Origin of the sequence: Mesorhizobium sp. M0106, assembly GCF_040322715.1 — a bacterium.
Classification (GTDB): domain Bacteria; phylum Pseudomonadota; class Alphaproteobacteria; order Rhizobiales; family Rhizobiaceae; genus Mesorhizobium.
The window spans coordinates 1-22,062 of sequence record NZ_JAMYUA010000020.1 but is presented as its reverse complement, the minus strand read 5'-3'; the positions used below and the strand labels follow the sequence as shown (position 1 = coordinate 22,062).

18 protein-coding genes and 1 riboswitch are annotated in these 22,062 nt (G+C 62.9%); of the genes, 5 read left to right on the top strand and 13 right to left on the bottom strand.

All coding sequences use genetic code 11. The annotated features are described in order from the left end of the window. Positions 1–71: 71 nt before the first annotated feature. The 3 genes from gcvP to gcvT are packed head-to-tail and all read right to left on the bottom strand — an operon-like array spanning position 72 to position 4,391. Positions 72–2,882: an aminomethyl-transferring glycine dehydrogenase gene (gene gcvP, locus NKJ55_RS19820; RefSeq protein ID WP_352451344.1), complete on the bottom strand. Its 2,811-nt coding sequence runs from the start codon at positions 2,880–2,882 to the stop codon at positions 72–74. A 16-nt stretch (positions 2,883–2,898) separates the two neighbouring features. Further along, positions 2,899–3,267: a glycine cleavage system protein GcvH gene (gene gcvH, locus NKJ55_RS19815; protein WP_352451343.1), complete on the bottom strand. Its 369-nt coding sequence runs from the start codon at positions 3,265–3,267 to the stop codon at positions 2,899–2,901. A gap of 5 nt (positions 3,268–3,272) precedes the next feature. After that, complete coding sequence (gcvT, locus tag NKJ55_RS19810) at positions 3,273–4,391, bottom strand: glycine cleavage system aminomethyltransferase GcvT (protein WP_352451342.1); 1,119 nt, start codon at positions 4,389–4,391, stop codon at positions 3,273–3,275. Positions 4,392–4,539: 148 nt separating this feature from the next. Next, positions 4,540–4,626: riboswitch (glycine riboswitch) on the bottom strand. Between the two features lie 203 nt (positions 4,627–4,829). Between gcvT and NKJ55_RS19805 the strand changes: the two genes are divergently transcribed. Further along, the gene (locus NKJ55_RS19805; protein ID WP_352451341.1) at positions 4,830–5,828 is read left to right on the top strand and encodes a hypothetical protein; all 999 of its coding nucleotides are present in this window, start codon (positions 4,830–4,832) and stop codon (positions 5,826–5,828) included. A 170-nt stretch (positions 5,829–5,998) separates the two neighbouring features. Here the strand turns inward: NKJ55_RS19805 and NKJ55_RS19800 are convergent, their stop codons facing one another. Together NKJ55_RS19800 and NKJ55_RS19795 are read right to left on the bottom strand one after the other, a co-directional pair. Further along, positions 5,999–6,574 carry a Fic/DOC family protein gene (locus tag NKJ55_RS19800; protein WP_352451340.1) on the bottom strand — a complete coding sequence of 192 codons (576 nt, stop codon included), beginning with the start codon at positions 6,572–6,574 and terminating at the stop codon, positions 5,999–6,001. Between the two features lie 358 nt (positions 6,575–6,932). Then, the gene (locus tag NKJ55_RS19795; RefSeq protein ID WP_352451339.1) at positions 6,933–7,763 is read right to left on the bottom strand and encodes a transporter substrate-binding domain-containing protein; all 831 of its coding nucleotides are present in this window, start codon (positions 7,761–7,763) and stop codon (positions 6,933–6,935) included. Positions 7,764–7,849: 86 nt separating this feature from the next. Here NKJ55_RS19795 and NKJ55_RS19790 point away from each other — a divergent pair, with 86 nt between their 5' ends. After that, complete coding sequence (locus NKJ55_RS19790; RefSeq protein WP_352451338.1) at positions 7,850–8,452, top strand: DUF3011 domain-containing protein; 603 nt, start codon at positions 7,850–7,852, stop codon at positions 8,450–8,452. A gap of 23 nt (positions 8,453–8,475) precedes the next feature. On the opposite strand, the gene NKJ55_RS19785 is transcribed toward NKJ55_RS19790, so the two are convergent. From NKJ55_RS19785 to NKJ55_RS19755, 7 genes are all read right to left on the bottom strand, one after another. After that, positions 8,476–9,285 carry a molybdopterin-binding protein gene (locus tag NKJ55_RS19785; protein WP_352451337.1) on the bottom strand — a complete coding sequence of 270 codons (810 nt, stop codon included), beginning with the start codon at positions 9,283–9,285 and terminating at the stop codon, positions 8,476–8,478. Position 9,286: 1 nt separating this feature from the next. Next, the gene (locus tag NKJ55_RS19780; RefSeq protein WP_352451336.1) at positions 9,287–10,165 is read right to left on the bottom strand and encodes a cytochrome b/b6 domain-containing protein; all 879 of its coding nucleotides are present in this window, start codon (positions 10,163–10,165) and stop codon (positions 9,287–9,289) included. A gap of 103 nt (positions 10,166–10,268) precedes the next feature. Then, a complete protein-coding gene (locus NKJ55_RS19775; protein ID WP_352451335.1) occupies positions 10,269–10,946 on the bottom strand; it encodes a DUF1345 domain-containing protein in 678 nt (225 codons plus the stop codon). A 4-nt stretch (positions 10,947–10,950) separates the two neighbouring features. After that, complete coding sequence (locus tag NKJ55_RS19770) at positions 10,951–11,418, bottom strand: YaiI/YqxD family protein (protein WP_352451334.1); 468 nt, start codon at positions 11,416–11,418, stop codon at positions 10,951–10,953. 66 nt (positions 11,419–11,484) lie between these two features. Continuing rightward, a complete protein-coding gene (gfa, locus tag NKJ55_RS19765; protein ID WP_352451333.1) occupies positions 11,485–12,054 on the bottom strand; it encodes an S-(hydroxymethyl)glutathione synthase in 570 nt (189 codons plus the stop codon). Between the two features lie 20 nt (positions 12,055–12,074). Beyond that, a complete protein-coding gene (locus NKJ55_RS19760; RefSeq protein WP_352451332.1) occupies positions 12,075–12,347 on the bottom strand; it encodes a hypothetical protein in 273 nt (90 codons plus the stop codon). Continuing rightward, complete coding sequence (locus NKJ55_RS19755; protein ID WP_352451331.1) at positions 12,344–13,471, bottom strand: S-(hydroxymethyl)glutathione dehydrogenase/class III alcohol dehydrogenase; 1,128 nt, start codon at positions 13,469–13,471, stop codon at positions 12,344–12,346. Before NKJ55_RS19755 ends, NKJ55_RS19760 begins: the two co-directional genes overlap by 4 nt. Positions 13,472–13,684: 213 nt before the next feature. Here NKJ55_RS19755 and NKJ55_RS19750 point away from each other — a divergent pair, with 213 nt between their 5' ends. Together NKJ55_RS19750 and dnaE are read left to right on the top strand one after the other, a co-directional pair. Beyond that, on the top strand, positions 13,685–15,697 hold the full coding sequence (locus NKJ55_RS19750; RefSeq protein WP_352451330.1) for an acetyl-CoA carboxylase biotin carboxylase subunit: 2,013 nt from the start codon (positions 13,685–13,687) through the stop codon (positions 15,695–15,697). A gap of 574 nt (positions 15,698–16,271) precedes the next feature. Next, a complete protein-coding gene (gene dnaE / locus NKJ55_RS19745; protein ID WP_352451329.1) occupies positions 16,272–19,799 on the top strand; it encodes a DNA polymerase III subunit alpha in 3,528 nt (1,175 codons plus the stop codon). A gap of 14 nt (positions 19,800–19,813) precedes the next feature. Here dnaE and NKJ55_RS19740 read toward each other — a convergent pair whose 3' ends face one another. Continuing rightward, on the bottom strand, positions 19,814–20,695 hold the full coding sequence (locus NKJ55_RS19740) for a DMT family transporter (protein ID WP_352451328.1): 882 nt from the start codon (positions 20,693–20,695) through the stop codon (positions 19,814–19,816). A 173-nt stretch (positions 20,696–20,868) separates the two neighbouring features. On the opposite strand from NKJ55_RS19740, the gene NKJ55_RS19735 reads away from it, so the two are divergent. Then, entirely contained in the window at positions 20,869–21,378 is a 510-nt protein-coding gene (locus NKJ55_RS19735; protein ID WP_352451327.1) for a hypothetical protein, read from the top strand. Positions 21,379–22,062 lie beyond the last annotated feature (684 nt).

Genomic DNA, 22,062 nt, shown 5'->3' with positions numbered 1-22,062 from the left:
TGAGGTTTCTATCTTCTTGTTAGACCCATGATCTTGTCCGAAAACCGGATTCCACTTTTCGGGATCATGATCTATTCCGCCGCACCCAGATATTCCGACAGCGGCGGGCAGGAGCAGACAAGGTTGCGGTCGCCGGCGACATTGTCGATGCGCGACACCGGCGGCCAGTATTTTGCCGCCGTGTCGGCATCGCCGGCGGGGTAGGCCGCCTCCAGGCGCGAATAGGGATGGGTCCACTGGCCGGCCAACGCCTCGGCGGCGGTGTGCGGCGCATTGACTAGAGGATTGTCGGCCAACGGCCATTCGCCCTTCGCCACCTTGGCTGCCTCGCCGGCTATGGCGATCATCGCCTCGCAGAAGCGATCCAGCTCGCGCTTGGGCTCGGACTCGGTCGGCTCCACCATCAGTGTGCCGGCCACCGGGAACGACATGGTCGGTGCATGGAAACCATAGTCGATCAGCCGCTTGGCGATATCGTCGACGCTGATGCCGGCGCTGTCTTTGAGCGCGCGGGTGTCGAGGATGCATTCATGCGCAACGCGTCCGTTGCGCCCTTTGTAAAGCAGGGGGAAATGCTCGCCGAGCCGCGTCGCCACATAGTTGGCGGAGATGATCGCCGTCTCGGTCGCCTGCTTCAGGCCGGAAGCGCCCATCATACGAATATACATCCAGGTGATCGGCAGGATGGAGGCACTGCCGAACGGTGCCGCCGCCACGGCATGGGCCGAGCCTTCGGTGACGTGGCCGGGCAGATATGGCTCCAGATGCGCCTTGACGCCGATCGGGCCGACACCGGGGCCGCCGCCGCCATGCGGGATGCAGAAGGTCTTGTGCAGGTTCATGTGGCAGACATCGGCGCCGATATCGCCGGGACGGGCGAGGCCGACCAGCGCGTTGAGATTGGCGCCGTCGAAATAGACCTGGCCGCCATGGCTGTGGACGAGGGCACAAAGGTCGCGCGCGCCTTCCTCGAAGACGCCATGCGTCGAAGGGTAGGTGAACATCAGCGCCGCGAGGTTGTGCGCATGCTCGGCCGCCTTGGCCTGCAGGTCGGCCATGTCGATATTGCCGTCCTCGGTGCAGCGCACGACGACGACGCTCATGCCAGCCATGGCCGCACTTGCCGGATTGGTGCCATGCGCCGAGGACGGGATCAGGCAGATGGTGCGATGGCCTTCGCCGCGCGACAGATGATAGCCGCGAATGGCGAGCAGCCCGGCATATTCGCCCTGGCTGCCGGCATTGGGCTGCAGGGTCACCGCGTCGAAGCCGGTGATCTCGGCCAGCCAGCCTTCCAGCTCGTCGATCATGGCGCGATAGCCTGTCGAATGGTTGGCCGGGGCGAAGGGATGCAGGTTGGCGACATCAGGCCAGCTCACCGGCATCATTTCGGCGGCGGCGTTGAGCTTCATGGTGCAGGAGCCGAGCGGGATCATGGCGCGGTCGAGCGCCAGGTCCTTGTCGGCCAGCCGGCGCAGGAAGCGCATCATGTCGGTTTCCGAGTGGTTTTCGCGGAAGACGGGCTGGGTGAGAAACTCCTTGCCGCGCGGTTTTCCTGGCATGGAACTGCCGGCGGCAACGCCGGCCTTGGCGCCGAAAAGTGCTGCGATCGCCTCCAGATCGGCCTCGGTGGAGGTCTCGTCGAAGCTGATGCCGACATGGTCGGCGTCGATGACGCGCAGCAGCCGGCCGGTCTTTTCTGCGGCGGCGGCAATCGCGCCGGCTCTGCCCTTCACTTTCACGGTCACCGTGTCGAAATGGCTGTCGCCGACCACCGAAACGCCCGCTGCCTTGAGGCCGGCAGCCAGGCGGTTGGCCAGCGTGTGGACGCGGCCGGCAATCGCCTGCAGCCCGGCAGGGCCATGCCAGATCGCGTAGGCCGTCGCCATATTGGCGAGCAGCGCCTGTGCGGTGCAGATGTTGGACGTCGCCTTGTCGCGGCGGATATGCTGTTCGCGTGTCTGCAAAGCGAGGCGATAACCAGGACGGCCCTTGCTATCCGTCGACTGGCCAACGAGCCGGCCGGGCATCAGCCGCGTCAGCCTGTCGGAGACGGCGCAATAGGCGGCGTGCGGCCCGCCAAAGCCCATCGGCACGCCAAAACGCTGCATCGGGCCGACGGCGATGTCGGCGCCAAGCCTGGCCGGCGCATCGGTCAGCGTCAGGCCAAGCGGGTCGGCGATGAAGACGACCAGCGCGCCGGCAGCACGGGCCCTGTCGATCGCTGCCTTGTGGTCGCCGTAGACGCCGAATGTATCGGGCCAGGAGACCAGCAGGGCGGCGGTGTTGTCGTCGATCACCTCGCCGTCGACCTCGATGCCGAGCGGCTCGGCGCGGGTGCGCACGACGTCCAGCGTCTGCGGGTGCGGCGTGCCGGCCAGTGCCACCTTGGTGCGCTTGTCGCGATGATGGCGCAGCGCGATGCCAACCGCTTCGGCCACCGCCGTCGCCTCGTCGAGCAGCGAGGCCGATGCCACCGGCAGGCCGGTCAGTTCCGTCACCAGTGTCTGGAAGTTGAACAGCATCTCCAGCCGGCCCTGACTGATCTCGGCTTGGTAAGGCGTGTAAGCCGTATACCAGGCCGGGTTCTCGAACAGGTTGCGCTGGATCACCGGCGGCACGTGGACGCCATGATACCCGGCACCGATGAAGCTCTTCTGCACCGTGTTCTTTGCCATCGTCGCCGCGAGCTCGGCCAGCGCTTCCGCTTCGGTTGCGGGCGCGGGCAGGGCCAGCGGCCGGTCGAGCCGGATCGACTTCGGCACTGCCTGGCTGATCAGGGTCTCGACCGAAGGAACGCCGATCGTCGCCAGCATGGCTCTGACGTCATGGAGGCCCGGGCCGATATGGCGAGCCGAGAAGGGGTAGGGTGCTGCGGTCATCTTCCTGGTCCTGCTATCAACCAATATGGGCTTTGTAAGCGGCTTCATCGAGGAGTCCGTCGAGTTGGCGCTCATTGGCCAGCTTCATCTTCCACAACCAGCCGTCGCCGGTTGCCGCCGAATTGACGAGTGAAGGATCCGATGACAGCGAGGTGTTGGCCTCGGTGATCTCGCCGTCGACCGGCGCGTAGACGTCCGATGCGGCCTTGACCGATTCGACCACCACGGCGGTGTCGCCCTTGGCCAGCTTCTTCCCCGGCTCCGGCAGTTCGACGAAGACGAGATCGCCGAGCTGCTGCTGCGCGTAATCGGTGATGCCGACCGTGGCGATGCCGCCCTCGACGCGCAGCCATTCGTGATCTTCGGTGAAATAGGTCTTTGCCATTGAAATCATCCTTTGCGGTAGCGATGGGGCGTGAAGGGCAAGGGGTGGATGTCGACCGGGATTTTCGTCCCGCGGACATCGGCGAACAGTTTTGCGCCGGATTTGGCAAGCGGCGTCTGGACGTAGCCCATGGCGACCGGATGACCGGCCGAGGGGCCGAAGCCGCCTGAGGTGACATGGCCGGCAGGGTTGCCGTCAGCATCGAAAAGGGCAGCACCGGCGCGCACCGGCTGGCGGCCTTCCGGCTTCAGGCCGACGCGTTTTTGCGCCGGACCACGCTCCAGGATGGCGCGCAGCGCATCGGCGCCGATGAAGGCGCCAGAGGCGCGAACCTCCTTGGGGATGGCCCACATCAGCCCGGCGCTGGCCGGATCGATCTCCGGCGTGATGTCCAGCCCGTGCAGGCACAGTCCGGCTTCGAGCCGCAGGCTGTCGCGGGCGGCAAGGCCGACCCACATCACCCGCTCGTCCTCGAGCAGCCTGGCGACGAGGTTTCTTGCATCCGCTTCCGGCAGGCCGATCTCGAAGCCGTCTTCGCCGGTATAGCCGGACCGGCTCATGAACCATTTTTCGCGCGGCTCGATGCCGTGCATGAACACCAGCGAACCGGTCTCGATGCCGGCGCGGGAAAGGGCAGCCCACGCCTCGGGGCCCTGTATGGCCAGGAAGACGCGGTCGAGCGCATCCACTTTTACATCGAAATCGCCCTCTGCATCGAAATTTTTGGCCAGTGCGCGCAGATGCTTTTCGTCGGCGGCGGCGTTGCCGGCATTGGCGACCATCATGAAGCGCTCGGCGCCGAGCCTGGTGACGATCAGATCGTCCAGAATGCCGGCCGCCTCATTGAGGAAGAACGTGTATTTGGACTGGGAAATCTTCAGCGCGCCGGCATCGAACGGGCAGGCGCGGTTCAGAAGCGGTGCTGCGCCCGGGCCGCTGATTTCGAACAGCTTCATGTGCGAGATGTCGAACAGGCCGGCACGCTCACGGCTGTGCAGGTGCTCCTTCATCACGCCGGCCGGATAGGTCAGCGGCATCGACCAGCCGGCGAAGGCGCCAAAGCGCGCACCAGCTGCCATGTGCAGATCTTCGAGGGGAAGGTGTTTGGTATCGTCGCCCGTCATGTCATCTCCAGAGTCGCACGCAAGCGGCCGCGAATGGCGACCAGTCCGTGCCCCTCTGTCTGAAGCCTGAGAGACTCGCGCCCCGTAACTCTGTCGGCAGCGCTTACACCTTCGGCGCGGGGGCAAGCCCCGACTTTCCAGAGTGTCTTTCCCGTCTACGGTTCTTTTGCCTGAGAGATTTCGGGCGATTTCCCCTTCGGCGGCAGCTCTCGCTGCTCTCTCCCACAAACAGGTAGGACTCGGTCAGGAGCCCTCGACTCGTCATCCATAGCCCGTGGACGACACCTTGTCACCTGCCGGCGACATTTTTACGCCAAGTCTTCTGCGGGCCTTCTTTACAGGCAAGCCTTCGCTAACCACGCCGCTTGCCGGTTTCTCAAGACCTTGCCGATATACCGCATAAGGGCCGGCAATTACCGGCGGCGGGCGGGGAACAAAATGGGCGAATTGATCATGAGCGCGCCGGTGGCCGGGCTGACCTCGAAAAATCGGATCACGGCGGAAGACGTGGTCATGCTGCGCGGCGAAGTGTTCGGCGACGGCGTGGTAACGCGCGGCGAGGCCGAGGCGCTGTTTGCGCTGGATGCAACGGCGAGGGACAAATGCGCAGAATGGCTTGAGTTTTTCGTCGAGGCCGTCACCGATTTCATCGTCCACCAGGAAAAGCCGGCGGGCTATGTTTCGCAAGACAATGCCGACTGGCTGATCCGGACGATTTCGCGCGACGGCATGGTCGACAGCCAGACCGAACTCGAGCTGCTGGTGCATGTGCTGGAAGTTGCCAAATCATCGCCGAGCACGCTTTCCAGCTATGCGCTGGAGCAGGTCGCTCATGCGGTCGTGGACGGCAAGGGGCCGCTGATGACCGGCGGCAGGCTTATCCCTGGGTCGATTGCCAAGGCTGAGGTCGAGCTGTTGCGCCGCATCCTTTACGCCTACGGCGGCGATGGCAACATCGCCATCAGCCGCGCCGAGGCCGAGGTGCTGTTCGAGATCAACGAGCGGACAGCGGCGGGCGACAACGATCCGTCCTGGAACGATCTGTTCGTCAAGGCGATCGCCAATTTCGTCATGTGTTCGGCCGGCTACGAACCGCCGGTGCGCGACGTGGCGCTGCGCCGGGATTCGTTCTTCGAGCAGGCCGATCCGGAGATCGGCGGGTTCTTCAGCCGCATGGTATCGGGCGGCCTGTCCGGCATCATGGAAGCCTATCGCTCACCCGGCGATATCGAAGCCGAGTGGGAGTCCAAGAACAAGGCAGCCGAGGCTCTGGCCCGCCGCGCCGAGACGGTCGATGCCGGCGAGGCCAAATGGCTCGCTGAACACATCGGCGACCGGCCGCTGCATGAGAACGAGCGCGCGCTGCTGACGCTGATCAAGCACGCCTCGCCGGAAATCCATCCGGCGCTCAAGCCGCTGATCGACAAGGTTGCGTGAGCCTTTCACGAGCAACCGAGCGTCACTGCCAACCCTGAAGCGATGCGAACGGACAGGCAGCCAATTAACTGGACAGGCTCAAGTGCATCTCTAGCGACTGATTACAGCCGACGGCAGCGCATTAACCTTTCCGAGGACAGGCAACATCAGCCAGGATCGGTAGACAGCCCTTAAGCGACAATGTCCTGAATCAGGCGCGTGAGTGGGGCTTCGTCGCCGGAAAAGCTTGAGATCATGGCCTTCATGACCCGATCGCGATCCAGTTCGTCATCGTCGAAACCATGGCCGGCGTTGTCGGCTAATATCGCCAGAAACGCCAGCTGAGTGCGGCCGTTGCCTTCTCGGAAGGGGTGTATCGCATTGATCTCAGCAAGAACGTGTGCTGCGCCAGCTGCAAAGACCTCGGCTGATGTGCCGGAATAATGGCCGGCGGCTGAGAGTTCTCCGAAAACCCGCTGCATCTCGGCATCGATGTACTCGGGGTAGCAAAACCAGTTACCGCCCTTGCCGATGCGGATGGTGCGCGGTTCACCGGCCCACGCATAGACGTCCTGAAACAGGTGACGATGCAGTGCCAGATAGTGCGGATAATCCAGATCACCAGCTGGAAAAGCCTCATCGGCCCGGGTCAGAAACAGAGCGAGCTCAAACTCGTCGAGCTCGGACTGATCATGAATGTCGAGGAGGTTGCGAAGGACGGTCGTGCCCGGATAGCACAGAGGATCGGATTCGGCGGCATAGACCAAGGTCCGCTACTTCTTGCGCGCCTGTTCTTTGATGAGCTTGCGTCGCTCATCACCGCTCAGCCCACGCTGCGAGCTTTGCTCAAGGATATGCGCCATGCGTGGACTTAGCTTCATACCTTCGACGGCGCTGATTTTGGCGCCTCGACTGCTCGTCAGGACATAGTGTCCGCTCTTTGGCGAGCGATCTAATTTGGGGGAACGACTTTTCATCTGGCAACGCTAGCACATGCCGGCCACGGGGGCCAAAGCGAATTTTGCGGCCGTGAAACAGCTGAATCCGACGATCATGGAGCGAGCGCGCCACTGTCGCTGAAATACGGTCGCTGATCGACACGGTCGCATAAGCGGTCGCGCGACGCTATTGCTTGGCGGGCTCCGGCTTGGCGCTGGTGTCGAACCGCGACATCCATTTGAAGCTGCCGAACCAGTAGCGGCGCACGCCGCCTATGGTGCCGTCGGCGGTGCGCGCGCCGATCCAGTTGTTGACGTATTGGATGAGGCGGACATCGTCCGGGCGCATCGCAAACGCTTCCGGCGTCCGCAACAGCGGGCCGCCCACCATCGTCAACTTCGCGTCATAGAGCCTGGCGGCCATCTGCGGCGTCGGCGACGTCGCGACCATCGCCTGTGCGTCGCCGCCGATGATCGCGGCGAAAACATCTGAGGTATTGTCGAAAGACAGGATGGTCGCCTTGGGAAAAGCTTCCTTCGCGGCGGCTTCATCGGTGGAATTGGACAGCACGGCGATCTTGTATCCCGGCGCCGCCACTGCCTTTCCCGGCCTTTTCCCAAGGCTGGCGATCGTCGCAACCATACGGATATCGGCGGTACCGGTCTGGTTGGAGAACACCACCTCGCGTGCGCGTTCCGGCGTGCTGGCGTAGCCCGCCGCGATCATGTCGAAATCACCCTTGAGCAGTCTTGTCTTGAGGTCGTTCCAGGGCACCTCGACCAGCTTCAGGTCGACGCCGAGATCAGACGCCAGCGCACTGGTCAGGTCGACATCATAGCCGGCCAACTTCCCGTCGGCCTTCTTGAGGATCCATGGCGGGTTGAGCGCCACGCCGATCGTCAGTGCCTTCTGGTCGATGATGCGCTTGAGGCTGTCGTCCGCCCGGGCCGGCAGCAGCGACAAAGCCAACCAGGCAGAAAGGGCAAGTATAGTTGTGGCGATCATCTTAGCGCGCATTAATATAACCTCGCTGAGCCCGTCCGGTTGTCAGATTTACACAGAGGTGCCATTCTGTCGATAGCGGACCCTGATGGAGAGTTGCGATGTCGACACGGATGACGGTTACCGGTTCGATGATGTTCCTGGTTTGCATCCTGGGCAATCCGGCGAAGCTTTCGCTGCTGCCGGCGGCAGCGCAGGCTGCGGGGGCAAAACGCGTGGTCTGCTCCAGCGCCGATTACCGCTATTCCTATTGCGGGGTCGATACGCGCCGCGGCGTGCAGTTGACCTCCAGGCTTTCGAAGGCGCGTTGCGTATACGGTAGAAGCTGGGGCTATGACGGCGGCGGCATCTGGGTCGACAATGGTTGCTCGGCCGAATTCGCAGTCGCCGGCCCCGACCGCAATCCCTCTGCTGGCGACGTCGCCGCAGCCATTATCGTCGGCGGCGTGGTAGGCGCCATTCTCGACAACGGCAATTCGCATCGCCATCATTCCGATAATTACTATCCGAAGCCGCGCCCGCGCCGTTACGACCAATCGATCGATCCGACGCCGCAATTCGACAATCAGGGCAACCCCAACTTCGATACCCACGGCAACTACCAGGGACCGCACGGGCTGGGCAAGCTTGTCACCCCTGACGATAATCCTGACCTGAATCCGGCCCTGCGCAGCGACGGCGACGACAGCGACGACGACAGTTAGATGAAGCTTGGGTCAGGTTTCGGTCAGATGCCGCCGTACCAGTCGTAGCCATTGTCCTCCCAATAGCCGCCTCTGCCGCCGCCGAGATTGGCGAAGCCGTCGACCAGCTCGATCTTGTAGAGGTATTTCGGCATCTTGTAGCCGAGCTGGCGCTCGACGCGGACGCGCAGCGGCGCGCCGTTCTCGACCGGCAATGGCTTGCCGTTGAGGCCATAGGCAAGGATCGTCTGCGGATGGCGGGCATCGACCAGGTCGATCGAGCCGTAATATTTGATGTCGCCGGCAAGGCTGCGGTCGATCGTATCGAGGCAGTGGAACATGACGTAGCGCGCCTGCGGCTTGACCACTGCCTGATCGAGCACCAGCGACAGCGGCGTGCCGGTCCATTTGGCAATGCAGCTCCAGCCTTCGACGCAGTCGTGACGGGTGATCTGGGTGCGGCTCGGCATGTTCATCAGCTGCTCGCGGCTCAGCGACAGCGGTTTTTCGACCAGGCCTGAAACCTCCAGCCGCCAGTCGGCGAAATCGCTGGCGAGCAGGCCCTTGTAGAAATCGTCGTCCGGTGCGGTGACACCGTTCGGCCGCTGTGGCTGGCGAATGTCGGCCTCGGTGAACTCCGGCGCCAGCGCGTCAGCGCCGGCAAGCAGTCGCTGCGCCCGCCAGGTCAGGCCATTGGCGCTTTCGAGGAAGCTGCGCAGGCTGTCGCCGACGCCCAGCTGGCTGTCGAAGGCGTCGCAGCCCGACAGCATGATGCCGGAAAGGCCGAGGCTGGCCGAGGTCAGGAACTTTCTTCGGCTTATCTGTAGCTTGGAGCTGATCTCGAATTTCGCCATGTCAGGCACTCCTCTCTGGCGCTTTGTCGCCATGCGCCGGCGGGTCGGTTCGGTACCAGCCGGTGATGATGGAGCGCAGCTCGTTGATCGGGCCGGCGGCGAGGATCATCAGGATGTGGATGATGAAGAAGGCGACGAGCAGCAGCATCACCGTGAAATGAATGGTGCGGGCCGTCTGCCGGCCGCCGAGCAAATCATTCACGAACGGCAGCACCGAATCCATGCTCGGCGACATGGCAAGGCCGGTGATGATCATCAGCGGCAGCAGCACGAACAGCACGCCGCCATAGGCCATCTTCTGCAGCGTGTTGTAGTCGCGCGTGTGGTGGAACCTGAGCTTGGCGTGCTCGACAATGTCTCGCGGCAAGCGCCTGAAATCATCGAGGCGCGGAGCAAGATCGCGGCGCAAATGGCCGTTGATCAGGCTGGCGACCAGCCAGACCAGCAGCGTGGTGGTCAGCACCCAGGCAAAGAAGAAATGAACGACGCGCGCGGTGCCGAGATCGTAATAGGAAGGGATCGTCGCCCAGGACGGGAAGGCACGGGAGGTCTCCTGGCCGGCCGGACCCGACCAGCCGAGCACGCCAGTGGTATCGAAGCGCTTGCCGAAGATTTCGGTATAGCCGCGCGGGCCAGTCGCCGTATTCTCGGCGCCAATGGCGAAGACGGTGTTGTTGTAGCCAAAACCCGACTCCTTGCCGATGTAGAGCTGCGGGCGGGCGTTGAAGATCTGCAGGCCGGAAAGCAGCATGAAGAACAGCGCGATCGCCCACAGCCAATGCGTCAGCCGCGTCCAGCGCGACTGGCGATAGATCAGCGTCGCATCACTCGGCGCGGCGGTATCTGCTCCGGCGGCTTGGTTTCTGGCAAGCGATTCCATTTGTTGTTCCCTCCGGCCGCGCGTTCGTCGCGGCCTCGTCCAGATCTCTTCTCCTCCCAATACGTCGCCAGCCTAAGCGATGTTTCACCCGATCACGGATTTATTACGGACTGCCGAGGCTGACGGCGAGGTTGACCGCGGCTGCCACGATGACCGTGTTGAAGAAGAACGACAGGATCGAGTGCACAAGCACGACACGGCGCATTTGCGAGGTCGTGATGTTGGTGTCGGCGGTTTGCGCCGTCATGCCGATCACAGTGGCGAAATAGAGGAAATCCGAGCCTTCCGGCCGCTTGCCGCCCGGGAAGTCGAGGCCGCCGACCGGAATTTTCTTTTTTGTGTCGCCATCCATCGCATCGCCATCCAACCAGTAGATATGCGCGTAGTGAAGTGCGGCCATGGCATGGATGGTCAACCAGCCAAGCGGGATAGACAGCAGCGCCACCGTTAGCTCGACGGTGTCCGCGCTCTTCTCTCTGTTGATCAATTGAAACAACGAAATGATGGCAATAGCGACGACAATCAGCGTGACCGCGAAGATGGCCAGTACCGGCAGGTCCGTGTCGCCTGCATTCTTGCGCAGATAGCTGCCGGTAAGCCGCGGCATGTGGGCGATGACAAGAACGAGATAGGCGGCAAAGAACACATTGGCGCCGATCGAATAGGCAAGCGGCGCACGCCAGACCAGCGCGGCGCCAAAGGCTGCCGCGCCGATGCAGGCCGACACCGCGAACGGCGTGTGGCGTCGCATGGGCATCTTGGTCGGGGTACCGGTCGCCATGGTCTCAGTCCGCTGACGCGGATTTCAGCGCTCCCCGTAGGATGCGGTCAAGCTCGCCCAGGAACCGCGAGCGATCCTGCGGCGCGAAGCTCGAATTGTAGCCCTTGCTTTCGCCCGTCTCGCGCAGATGCTGCTTGAGATCGCGCATTGCCACCGCCATGCCGATCGTTTCGGGCGTAAACGGGCGTCCGGTCGGACCAAGTACGTGGGCGCCAAGCGCCACCGCGCGCGCGGCAAGCAGGATATCGGCGGTCACCACAATGTCGTTGGACCGGGCATTTTCGACGATCCAGTCGTCGGCGGCATCGGCGCCCTTGGAGACGACGACATTGCGGATCATCGGATCGCGCGACGGACGCAAGCCGCCATTGGAGACGAAGGTGACGACGATGCCGTGCCGCTCGGCGACTTTTTCGACCTCGGCCTTCACCGGGCAAGCGTCGGCATCGACGAGAATAGCAGGTGCGGGCATCGTTGTTCCAAATGTGAAAGAGCCGGGCGGCGTCGCCCGGCTCGATCGATGATAGTCGAGCGGCTACTAGGCCGGCAACGCGCCGGATCTCTTGGCCGTCCAGGTGGCGATATAGTCCATCAGTCCTGGATTGAGGCAATCATAAGGTTCGAGCCCGATCGACTTCAGCTGTGACCTTATGCCGTCCATGCGGCTCGGATCGACACCGGATTCGATGATCGAGGAGACAAAGGCGGTGAAGCCCGGCGGCGACCAGCCGTCTTCCTGGAAGCGTTCCGGATGAATGAAGGACAGCCCCTTGAAAGCGTGGTCGCGCTCGACCGGGCCGTGCATGTGGACGCCGCAGCCGGTGCAGGCATGGCGCAGGATCAGCGCGCCCGGATCGACGATCTTCAGCTTGTCGCCGTTTTCGGTCACCGTCACGTCGTTTGTACCGGCAACCGCCACGACCGAGAACAGCGCGCCTTCCGGCTTCCAGCATTTGGTGCAGCCGCAGGCATGGTTGTGGGCGATCTGGCCCTTGACCTTCACCTTGACCGGGTTGCTGGTGCAGGCGCAGACCAGCGTGCCGCCGGCAAAATCGGCCTTTTCCCGTGGCAGTCCATTGTCGATTTTAGGATGCAGTTTTTCCGGCATTTTTGTCTCCTCCCTTGGTTCTATGCTGGTTCCGTTTCGATTACCGCTTCATTCTCCATACGGTGTTCTTGCTTGACGCGCTCTACCACCTTGAGCGCCTTACTCAGATATGTATCGCGCACGAGAAACGATATTTCTTCTCTGCCGCGGTCGATCTCATCGAGGTCGATGCGAACGCGGTTGTTATTCCTAAGCGCTACCCAAAGATGTTCGCCGAATTGCCAGCTCTGCATACTGAGCGACTCGCTGAAATTCGGATATCGGATCCGAACCCGGATCAGTACCTCCTTCAATAGACTACCACGCTCCTGATCGACTTGCCTTCATGCATCAGGTCAAAGCCCTTGTTGATGTCCTCGAGCTTCAGCGTGTGGGTGATCATCGGATCGATCTCGATCTTGCCGGCCATGTACCAGTCGACGATCTTCGGCACGTCGGTGCGGCCGCGCGCGCCGCCAAAGGCGGTGCCCATCCAGGTGCGGCCGGTGACGAGCTGGAACGGCCGCGTCGAGATCTCCTGGCCGGCGCCGGCAACGCCGATGACGACCGACTTGCCCCAGCCGCGATGCGACGCTTCCAGCGCCTGCCGCATGACTTTGGTGTTGCCGGTGCAGTCGAACGTGTAGTCGGCGCCGCCGATCTGGTCGGCGCCGCGCTTGGTCATGTTGACGAGATGAGCCACGACATCGCCGTCGATCTCCTTCGGATTGACGAAATGCGTCATGCCGAATTTCTCGCCCCATTCCTTCTTGTCGTTGTTCAGGTCGACGCCGATGATCATGTCGGCGCCGGCAAGGCGCAGGCCCTGGATGACGTTGAGGCCGATGCCGCCGAGGCCGAAGACGACCGCGGTCGCGCCTTGCTCGACCTTGGCCGTGTTGATGACAGCGCCGATGCCGGTGGTGACGCCGCAGCCGATGTAGCAGATCTTGTCGAACGGGGCGTCGGCATTGACCTTGGCCACCGCGATCTCGGGCAGCACGGTGAAGTTGGAGAAGGTCGAGCAGCCCATATAGTGGAACAGCCTGTCCTTGCCGATCGAGAAGCGCGAGGTGCCGTCGGGCATCAAGCCCTGTCCCTGCGTGGCGCGGATGGCGGTGCACAGATTGGTCTTGCGCGACAGGCAGGACGGGCACTGCCGGCATTCCGGCGTATAGAGCGGGATGACATGGTCGCCCTTCCTGACCGAGGTGACGCCCTTGCCGACGTCGACGACGATGCCGGCGCCCTCATGGCCGAGGATCGCCGGAAACAGGCCTTCCGGGTCGGCGCCCGACAGCGTGAACTCGTCGGTGTGGCAGATGCCGGTTGCCTTGATCTCGACCAGCACCTCGCCATCGCGGGGGCCTTCGAGGTCGACCTCCATGATCTGCAGCGGCTTTCCGGCGGCAACGGCGACAGCGGCGCGCGTTTTCATCAGGCAATCCTCCCAAGGCAGTCTGCAATTCAGGTTAGATTTAACTTACCATTCAGCTCTGCGCTATGCACGAAGCGACGTTCTGACCCCGGATTTTCGTCAGCGCCCGCCGATTTGCATGCGGGATAGGCTCCGACTTTGCCTTGACCGGCCCCCTGAAGCCCATAAAACGGGAGGCCCGTAAAAGAAGGGCAGCCGAGGGACGAGGCCTGCATGTTCACAAAGATCCTGGTCGCCAACCGTGGCGAGATCGCCTGCCGCGTGATCAAGACGGCGCGCAAGATGGGCATCGCCACCGTCGCGGTCCATTCCGACGCCGACCGCGACGCCGTGCATGTCGAAATGGCCGACGAGGCGGTGCATATCGGGCCTTCGCCGGCTGCGCAAAGTTATCTGGTCGCGGAAAAGATCATCGCCGCCTGCAAGGCCACAGGAGCAGAGGCCGTGCATCCCGGCTACGGTTTCCTGTCCGAGCGGGCATCCTTCTGCGAAGCGCTGGAGCAGGAAGGCATCGTCTTCATCGGCCCGAAGCCCAAGGCCATCAAGGCGATGGGCGACAAGATCGAATCGAAGAAGTTCGCCAATGCGGCCAAGGTGTCGACGGTGCCCGGCTGGCTCGGCGTCGTCGAAAACGCCGCCCATGCCGAAAGAATAGCCGGCGAAATCGGCTATCCCGTGATGATCAAGGCTTCAGCCGGCGGCGGCGGCAAGGGCATGCGCATCGCCTCGAGCAAGGCAGAGGTGCGCGACGGCTTCGACCGGGCGCGGTCGGAGGCGAAAAGCTCGTTCGGCGATGACCGCGTCTTCATCGAAAAATTCATCGTCGATCCGCGCCATATCGAAATCCAGGTGCTCGCCGACGCGCATGGCAACACGCTCTATCTCGGCGAGCGCGAATGCTCGATCCAGCGCCGCAACCAGAAGGTCGTGGAGGAGGCGCCGTCCCCCTTCCTCGACGCCAAGACCCGCAAAGCCATGGGCGAGCAGTCGGTGGCGCTGGCCAAGGCCGTCGACTACCAGAGCGCCGGCACGGTCGAGTTCATCGTCGACAGCGACAAGAACTTCTATTTCCTGGAAATGAACACGCGGCTGCAGGTCGAGCATCCGGTGACGGAACTTGTCACCGGCATCGACCTGGTCGAGCAGATGATCCGCGTGGCGGCCGGCGAAAAGCTCGCCATCAAGCAGAGCGACGTCAAGCTGAACGGCTGGGCGGTGGAAAGCCGCCTCTATGCCGAAGACCCCTATCGCAACTTTCTGCCGTCGATCGGCAGGCTGACGAAATACCGGCCGCCGGAAGAGGGAAAATTCGGCGAAATCGTCATCCGCAACGATACCGGCGTTACCGAAGGCTCGGAAATCTCGATGTTCTACGACCCGATGGTCGCCAAGCTGTGCACCTGGGCGCCGACACGGCTGGCGGCGATAGACGCGATATCGGAAGCGCTGGACAGTTTCGTCGTCGACGGCATCGAGCACAACATACCGTTCCTGGCGGCGCTGATGCAGCATCCGCGCTGGCGGGAAGGGCGGCTATCGACGGCGTTCATCGCCGAGGAATATCCCGACGGCTTCGCGCCCATTGTGCCGAACAGCGAAGAAAACGCGGTGCTGGCCGCGATCGCAACCGCGGTCGAACTGCTGCGCCGCGACCGACTCGACCGGCTGGGCGGGCGGCTGGCGCCGCATTCGGGCGCCTTGAAACGCGATTGGGTGGTGAAGATCGGCCGGGATTATCTTTCGGTTGCCATCGTCGAAGGCATGATTTCCATTCCGATCGAGCTTGACCTCACAATCGACGGCGGCAAACCGCTGACGGTGGCATCCGACTGGCGGCCGGGCGATCTCATCTGGCGCGGCACGGTCGGCGGCCGCAAGGTCGCGGCGCAAGTCAGGCCGGTGCTGAACGGGTTCCGCATCGCCTGGAAAGGCATCTCGGTGACAGCCCGCGCCATGCTGCCGCGCACCGCCGAACTCGAAAGGCTGATGCCGGAAAAAGTGGCGCCGGATACCTCGAAGATGCTGCTATGCCCGATGCCCGGCCTCGTCGTGTCGATTGCCGTTGCCGAGGGGCAGGAGGTCAAGGCCGGCGAGACGCTGGCCGTGGTCGAGGCGATGAAGATGGAAAACGTGCTGCGCGCCGAGCGCGACCTCATCGTCTCGAAGCTCAACGCCAAGCCCGGCGACAGCCTTGCCGTCGATGCTGTGATCATGGAATTCGCGTGAGGTTGGACCCGCCCTCGACGCTCTGTCTGAAGTTGGCGGGACAGCGCGCCCCTCTGTCCTGCCGGACATCTCCCCCTAAAGTGTCCCTAAAGTGGGGAGATTGGCAGCTTCGGGGCCTAGCTCGCTCCTGCAACGTTGGAAATTGGCGAAAGCCGAGATGATGGCCAATCTCCCCCCTCATGGGGGAGATGTCCGGCAGGACAGAGGAGGGCGCGAAGGAACGCGACCTGCAATCCTCTGGATACGCCCTCGGGAGACGGACAACTCGAATTTTTCCCCGTCGCGCCGTATTTTGTTCTTGCTTTGTGCCGGCAGCTATGCTATTAATTTGGCTATGGTGCTAATCGGCTCCAACGACCCGCCCGCCGAGGCGGGTTTTGTTTGTAGCCTGAGGTTGGCGGGACAGCGCCCCTCTCTGTCCTGCCGGACATCTCCCCCACAAGGGGGGAAATTGGCAGCTTCGGCGGTTGCTCTAAACCTCCAAAGCTCTAATCACTAGCGCTGGACTCGTGCTACCCGGCGCTCGACAATACAACTTCATCGACTGAGTCCCTTCAGGCGGCGCGAAAAAACCATGGCGGATGAAAGACTTCCACGCGATCCCTTGCTGCGCGAGGCCTATGCAAAGGCGTCGCGGGCGGAGGCGGCGGCGCGTCGATTCATTCATCTGCGCGTGCATTCGGCCTATTCGCTGCTCGAAGGTGCCTTGCAGCTCGGCAAGATCGTCGGCCATGCGGTGCAGGACGAATGCCCGGCAATCGCCGTCACCGACACCAACAATCTGTTCGGCGCGCTGGAATTCGCCCAGAAGGCGGTAAAGGATGGCATCCAGCCGATCATCGGCTGCCAGATCGACCTCGCCTTTTCCGGCGAGGCGAGCGACAGCCAGCGCGACCGCAGGCGGCAAGGACCGGAGATGCGGCCGGTCGTCCTGATCGCCGCAACCGAGGCCGGCTACGGCAATCTGGTCAGGCTGGTCAGCCGCGTCTACCTCGAGACACCGCCCGGCGAAGCGGTGCATCTGACGAGCGAGATGCTGCAGGGCCACACCGACGGATTGATCTGCCTTACGGGCGGGCCGCGCGGTCCGATCGGCACTGCCTTGAAACAGGATCGCCGCGAACTCGCCGAGACCCGGCTCTCGGCGCTCAAGAGCCTGTTCGGCGACCGGCTCTATGTCGAGCTTGAGCGCGTGTCCGGCTATGACCGCGCCATCGAGCAGTCGTCGGTCGATCTCGCCTACCGCCACGATCTGCCGCTGGTTGCCACCAACGAGGCGTTTTTCTTCTCTCGTCAAGACTATGAGGCGCATGACGCCCTGATCGCCATCGCCGAAGGTTCCGTGGTTGCGGCCGACAATCGCCGCCGCCTTTCGCCCGACCACTTCCTGAGAGGCCAGGCCGATATGGCGAGGCTGTTCGCCGACCTGCCGGAAGCAATCGACAACACCGTCGAGATCGCGCTGCGCTGCTCGTATTACCCGAAGACCCGCAATCCGATTCTGCCGCGCTTTGCCGGCCGCGATGTCGCCGACGCCGATGCTGCGGTCAAGGCGGAGGCGCAGGAGCTTGCCAGGCAGGCGCATGAAGGGCTAGAGGCGCGGCTGGCGGCGCACGGCCCGACGCCGGGCTACACGGTCGAGCAATATCGCGAAAGGCTGGATTTCGAGCTCGGCGTCATCGAGAAGATGAAATATCCGGGCTATTTCCTGATCGTTGCCGACTTCATCAAATGGGCCAAGGCACAAGGGATTCCGGTGGGCCCGGGCCGCGGTTCGGGTGCCGGCTCGCTGGTCGCCTATGCCACGACCATCACCGACATCGACCCACTGCGTTTTTCGCTGCTGTTCGAGCGCTTCCTCAATCCCGACCGCGTGTCGATGCCCGACTTCGACATCGACTTCTGCCAGGACCGGCGCGAGGAAGTCATCCGCTACGTCCAGCAGAAATACGGCCGCGACCAGGTTGGCCAGATCATCACCTTCGGCACGCTGCAGGCGCGCGCGGTGCTGCGCGACGTCGGCCGCGTGCTGCAGATGCCTTACGGGCAGGTCGACAAGCTGAGCAAGATGGTGCCGTCGAACCCGGCCAATCCGGTCAAGCTCGCCGACGCCATCGCCAACGAGCCGCGCTTTGCCGAAGAGGCGGAGCGTGAGCCGATCGTGCAGACGCTGCTCGATACGGCGCAGAAACTGGAAGGTCTTTATCGGCACGCCTCGACGCACGCCGCCGGCATCGTCATCGGCGACCGGCCGCTGTCGGAGCTGGTGCCGATGTACCGCGATCCGCGCTCGGACATGCCGGTCACGCAGTTCAACATGAAATATGTCGAGCAGGCCGGGCTGGTGAAATTCGACTTCCTTGGCCTGAAGACGCTGACGGTGCTGGACAGGGCCGTCAAGCTGATCCGCCGCCGCGGCATCGAGATCGATCTTGCCCACATTCCGCTCGACGACCCCGAAACCTACGCCATGCTGTCGCGCGGCGAAGTGGTCGGCGTGTTCCAGGTGGAAAGTGCCGGCATGCGCAAGGCGCTGATCGGCATGCGGCCCGACTGTATCGAGGACATTATCGCGCTGGTCGCGCTCTACCGGCCGGGGCCGATGGAGAACATACCGACCTACAACGCCAGAAAGCACGGCGAGGAGGAGATGGCGTCGATCCACCCGAAGATCGACCATCTCGTCAAGGAGACGCAAGGCGTCATCGTCTACCAGGAACAGGTGATGCAGATCGCGCAGGAGCTCTCCGGCTATTCGCTGGGCGAAGCCGATCTGCTGCGCCGCGCCATGGGCAAGAAGATCCGCGCCGAGATGGACAAGCAGCGCGAGCGCTTTGTTTCGGGCGCGGTCGAGCGCGGCGTCGGCAAGCCGCAAGCCGACTTCATCTTCGACCTGCTGGCGAAGTTTGCCGACTACGGTTTCAACAAATCGCATGCCGCCGCCTATGCCGTCGTCTCCTACCAGACCGCCTATCTGAAGGCGCATTACCCCGTCGAATTCCTGGCGGCATCGATGACGCTCGACATGGGCAATACGGACAAGCTCGCCGATTTCCGCCAGGATGCGCTGCGCCTCGGCATCGAGGTGGTGGCGCCGTCGGTCATGACGTCGTTCCGGGATTTCGAGGTCGGCGAGAACCGCATCTTCTATTCGCTGGCCGCGCTCAAGGGCGTCGGCGATGCGGCGGTCGAGCACATCGTCGCGACGCGCGGCGAAAAACCCTTCAAGAGCCTCGCCGATTTCTGTGAAAGGGTCGATCCGAAGATCGTCGGCAAGCGCGTCTTCGAAAGCCTGATCATGGCCGGCGCGCTCGACTGCTTCGGTCATGACCGTGCGGCGATGATGGCCGGCGTCGAGCGGATGATGGGGCTGGCGTCGCTGGCGCAGCAGAATGCCGTCACCGGCCAGCATGACATCTTTGGCGCCTCGCTGGGCGCACAGTCGCAGGCGCTCAACTTGCCGGCGACCGATCCCTGGCTCGCCGCCGACCGCCTGCACCGTGAATTCCAGGTGGTCGGGTTCTATCTCTCGGCGCATCCGCTCGACGAATACAAGGCGGCGCTGCAGAAAATGCGGGTGCAGACCTGGGGCGAGTTTTCGGCCGCCGTCAAACGCGGTGCTGCCGCCGGCCGGCTCGCCGGCACGGTGACCACCAAGCAGGAGCGCAAGACGCGCACCGGCAACAAGATGGGCGTCGTGCAGTTCTCCGACACGTCGGGCCAGTATGAAGCGGTGCTGTTTTCCGAGGGGCTGGCGCAATACCGCGACTTGCTCGAACCCGGCCGCTCGGTGGTGATCACCGTTTCGGCCGAGGACAGGCCTGAAGGCGTCAATCTGCGCATCCAGACCGTGCAGTCATTGGAGGAAGAGGCAAGCCGTATCCAGAAAGCGTTGCGCATCTTCGTCAGAAATGACGCACCGGCATCGACAATCCAATCGCAGCTTGGCCAGCGTGGCGACAGTCAGGTGAGCATCATCGTCATCAAGGAAGGCGGCGAGGGCGAGGTCGAGATCGAGTTGCCCAACCGCTACCGCGTATCGCCTCAGATCGCGTCGGCGATGCGGGCGGTGCCAGGCGTGGTCGAGGTGGAACTGGTCTAAGAGTTAGCGCACGCTTATGAAGCGGCGATCTCCGCCGGTTGCGGTGCTCTCCGCTGCAGGTTGAGCAGATTTCCCATGAGGATCAGCAGGGCGCCACCGGCGGTGAAGGCGTCGATCTGCTCGTGATAGAGCAGCCATCCGATCACCGCCGACAGCGGCACGCGCAAAAAGTCCATTGGCGAGATGATCGTCGCATCGGCATAGACAAGTGCGCGGGCCATGCAGAAATGCGACGACATGCCGGTGAAGGCTATGAGCAGGATCCACGGCCAGAGCTCAAGCGGCGGGTTTTGCCATTCGTAGAGCGCCGGGACCAGGCCAAGCAGCGACTGGATGATCAGCATCCAGAAGATGATGCGCACGACGCTGTCCGTCCGCGTCAGCGACTTGACGAGAACCACCGAGACGCCGAAGCAGACTGCGGCTCCCAGCACGATGACATGTCCCGGATTGACCGCGCCGACGCCCGGACGCACGATGATCACAACGCCGATCAGCCCGAGCACGATCGCCGCCAGCCGTGGCCGGGACAGCCTCTCGCCGAGGAAAGCGACGGCCAGCAAAGCGGTCCAGATCGGCGTCGTGAATTCAATCGAGATCAGTACCGCAAGCGGGATCAGCGTCAGGGCGTAGAGCCAGGCAGCCTGGCCGGTATAGTGGACGACGTTGCGGGCGATATGAGCCAGCGGGCGTCCGGTGCGCATCGCCGGAAAACCGCCTGACATCATGACCAGCGGCAACAGGATGAAAAAGCCGATCACCGAGCGCAGCTCGAGCACCTGGAAGACGTTGAGTTCTGCCGTCGTGGCGCGGCCGGCCACCGACATCGCCAGGAACGAGGCGATCGACAGCGCCATCCAGAACGCGGCCTTGGGGATCGAGGGTGCGGGTGCCATGCGGTTATGTCGCAAGCCGGAGCGCTCATCGCAACCGCTAGCCGACGCATTCGGCTGGGCCAGCCGTGCAGCGTTGCAAACAGTGATGTTGAAGCCGGAACCCGCCGCTGAGGGGAGCGTTGGTCCCTCAGTGTTTGCGTGCTGTGTTTTGGATACCAACGAGGAGCGGTCCGATGAAATCATTCGCACGATTTGTACTTGCCGGCTGCCTGACGGCCGCCGGGGCCGGCGCAGCGCATGCCGACGATCCGGATTTTCTTCGCTCATTCCAGGGGAATTTCGCCGGCAAAGGCATCGTCAAGGTGACCACCGATGCGCCGACGGTGAATGTCTCCTGTCATTTCAATTCCGACGCAACGTCGAGCTCGTTGTCGCTGGACGGCAGCTGCCGCGGTCTTATCGTGGTGACGCGCGCCATCAGCGCGGACCTCAGGTCCAGCGGGACGAAATACACCGGCACCTATGTTGGATCGCGCACCGGGCCGGCGCAATTGAGCGGCAGCCGCTCCGGCAATGCAATCAATCTCGGCATCCGCTGGGCGAAGGAGGTCAATGGCGATCGCAAGGCGCAAATGACGGTTGAGAAAACCGGCGAGGACGGCATGCGGCTGACCGTCGTCGATACCGATCCGAAAACCGGGAAGAGTGTGGTGACCACCCGGATCGATCTGCAGCGCACGTGATCTTCTTGTTTGATCATGATCTTTTTGAAAACCGGTTTCCACTTTTCGCGTACGCGGACCTTCGGTTCGGGATCATGGTCTGGTTGTGAAAATCTGACGCTTAGTACCGACGCGAAAGACGGCTCGGGGTGGGCAGCAGTCAGTCCCGGCACAGCGATCTTGACGGGTTGGAAGCCGATCGGCAGCCAAGATTTCATCGTTCGTTTCGTTGGACCATCATAAACATTCGGGATCGGCCGAAACTTCCCCAACTTCGTCATCCTTGGGCGAAGCAGGAGCGAAGCGCCGTCGCTGAGACCCTGGGATCCATGCGGTAACCTTAGCCGAAGAGTGCAGCGGAGCACAATTCCGCACCGCGGCAGCGCTCTGATGTCGCGGCATGGATCCAGGGGTCTGCGCCGCGTCGCTTCGCTCCTTGCTCCGCCCCAGGATGACGAAGCGATGGGCGTTTGCGCTAATCGCTAAGCCGATCGGCAGCAACCGTCGATAGTTCTGTCAGCGGCCAATTTCAGTGGCAAACCGCTAACTTCGGAGATTGGCTGAAACATCCCTCCAATTCGTCATCCCAGGGCGGAGCAAGGAGCAAAGCGACGCGGCGCAGACCCTGGGATCCATATGTGGACGGCGCCCTGCCTGCAACGGTTGTTTTGCGTCGTTTTCGATCGCTTGCGTCCATATGTCCGG

Coding starts and splice junctions, on each gene's coding strand:
- gcvP (WP_352451344.1), bottom strand. CDS start 2,882: ATGACCGCAGCACCCTACCCCTTCTCGGCTCGCCATATCGGCCCGGGC.
- gcvH (WP_352451343.1), bottom strand. CDS start 3,267: ATGGCAAAGACCTATTTCACCGAAGATCACGAATGGCTGCGCGTCGAG.
- gcvT (WP_352451342.1), bottom strand. CDS start 4,391: ATGACGGGCGACGATACCAAACACCTTCCCCTCGAAGATCTGCACATG.
- NKJ55_RS19805 (WP_352451341.1), top strand. CDS start 4,830: ATGGGCGAATTGATCATGAGCGCGCCGGTGGCCGGGCTGACCTCGAAA.
- NKJ55_RS19795 (WP_352451339.1), bottom strand. CDS start 7,763: ATGCGCGCTAAGATGATCGCCACAACTATACTTGCCCTTTCTGCCTGG.
- NKJ55_RS19790 (WP_352451338.1), top strand. CDS start 7,850: ATGTCGACACGGATGACGGTTACCGGTTCGATGATGTTCCTGGTTTGC.
- NKJ55_RS19785 (WP_352451337.1), bottom strand. CDS start 9,285: ATGGCGAAATTCGAGATCAGCTCCAAGCTACAGATAAGCCGAAGAAAG.
- NKJ55_RS19780 (WP_352451336.1), bottom strand. CDS start 10,165: ATGGAATCGCTTGCCAGAAACCAAGCCGCCGGAGCAGATACCGCCGCG.
- NKJ55_RS19775 (WP_352451335.1), bottom strand. CDS start 10,946: ATGGCGACCGGTACCCCGACCAAGATGCCCATGCGACGCCACACGCCG.
- NKJ55_RS19770 (WP_352451334.1), bottom strand. CDS start 11,418: ATGCCCGCACCTGCTATTCTCGTCGATGCCGACGCTTGCCCGGTGAAG.
- gfa (WP_352451333.1), bottom strand. CDS start 12,054: ATGCCGGAAAAACTGCATCCTAAAATCGACAATGGACTGCCACGGGAA.
- NKJ55_RS19755 (WP_352451331.1), bottom strand. CDS start 13,471: ATGAAAACGCGCGCCGCTGTCGCCGTTGCCGCCGGAAAGCCGCTGCAG.
- NKJ55_RS19750 (WP_352451330.1), top strand. CDS start 13,685: ATGTTCACAAAGATCCTGGTCGCCAACCGTGGCGAGATCGCCTGCCGC.
- dnaE (WP_352451329.1), top strand. CDS start 16,272: ATGGCGGATGAAAGACTTCCACGCGATCCCTTGCTGCGCGAGGCCTAT.
- NKJ55_RS19740 (WP_352451328.1), bottom strand. CDS start 20,695: ATGGCACCCGCACCCTCGATCCCCAAGGCCGCGTTCTGGATGGCGCTG.
- NKJ55_RS19735 (WP_352451327.1), top strand. CDS start 20,869: ATGAAATCATTCGCACGATTTGTACTTGCCGGCTGCCTGACGGCCGCC.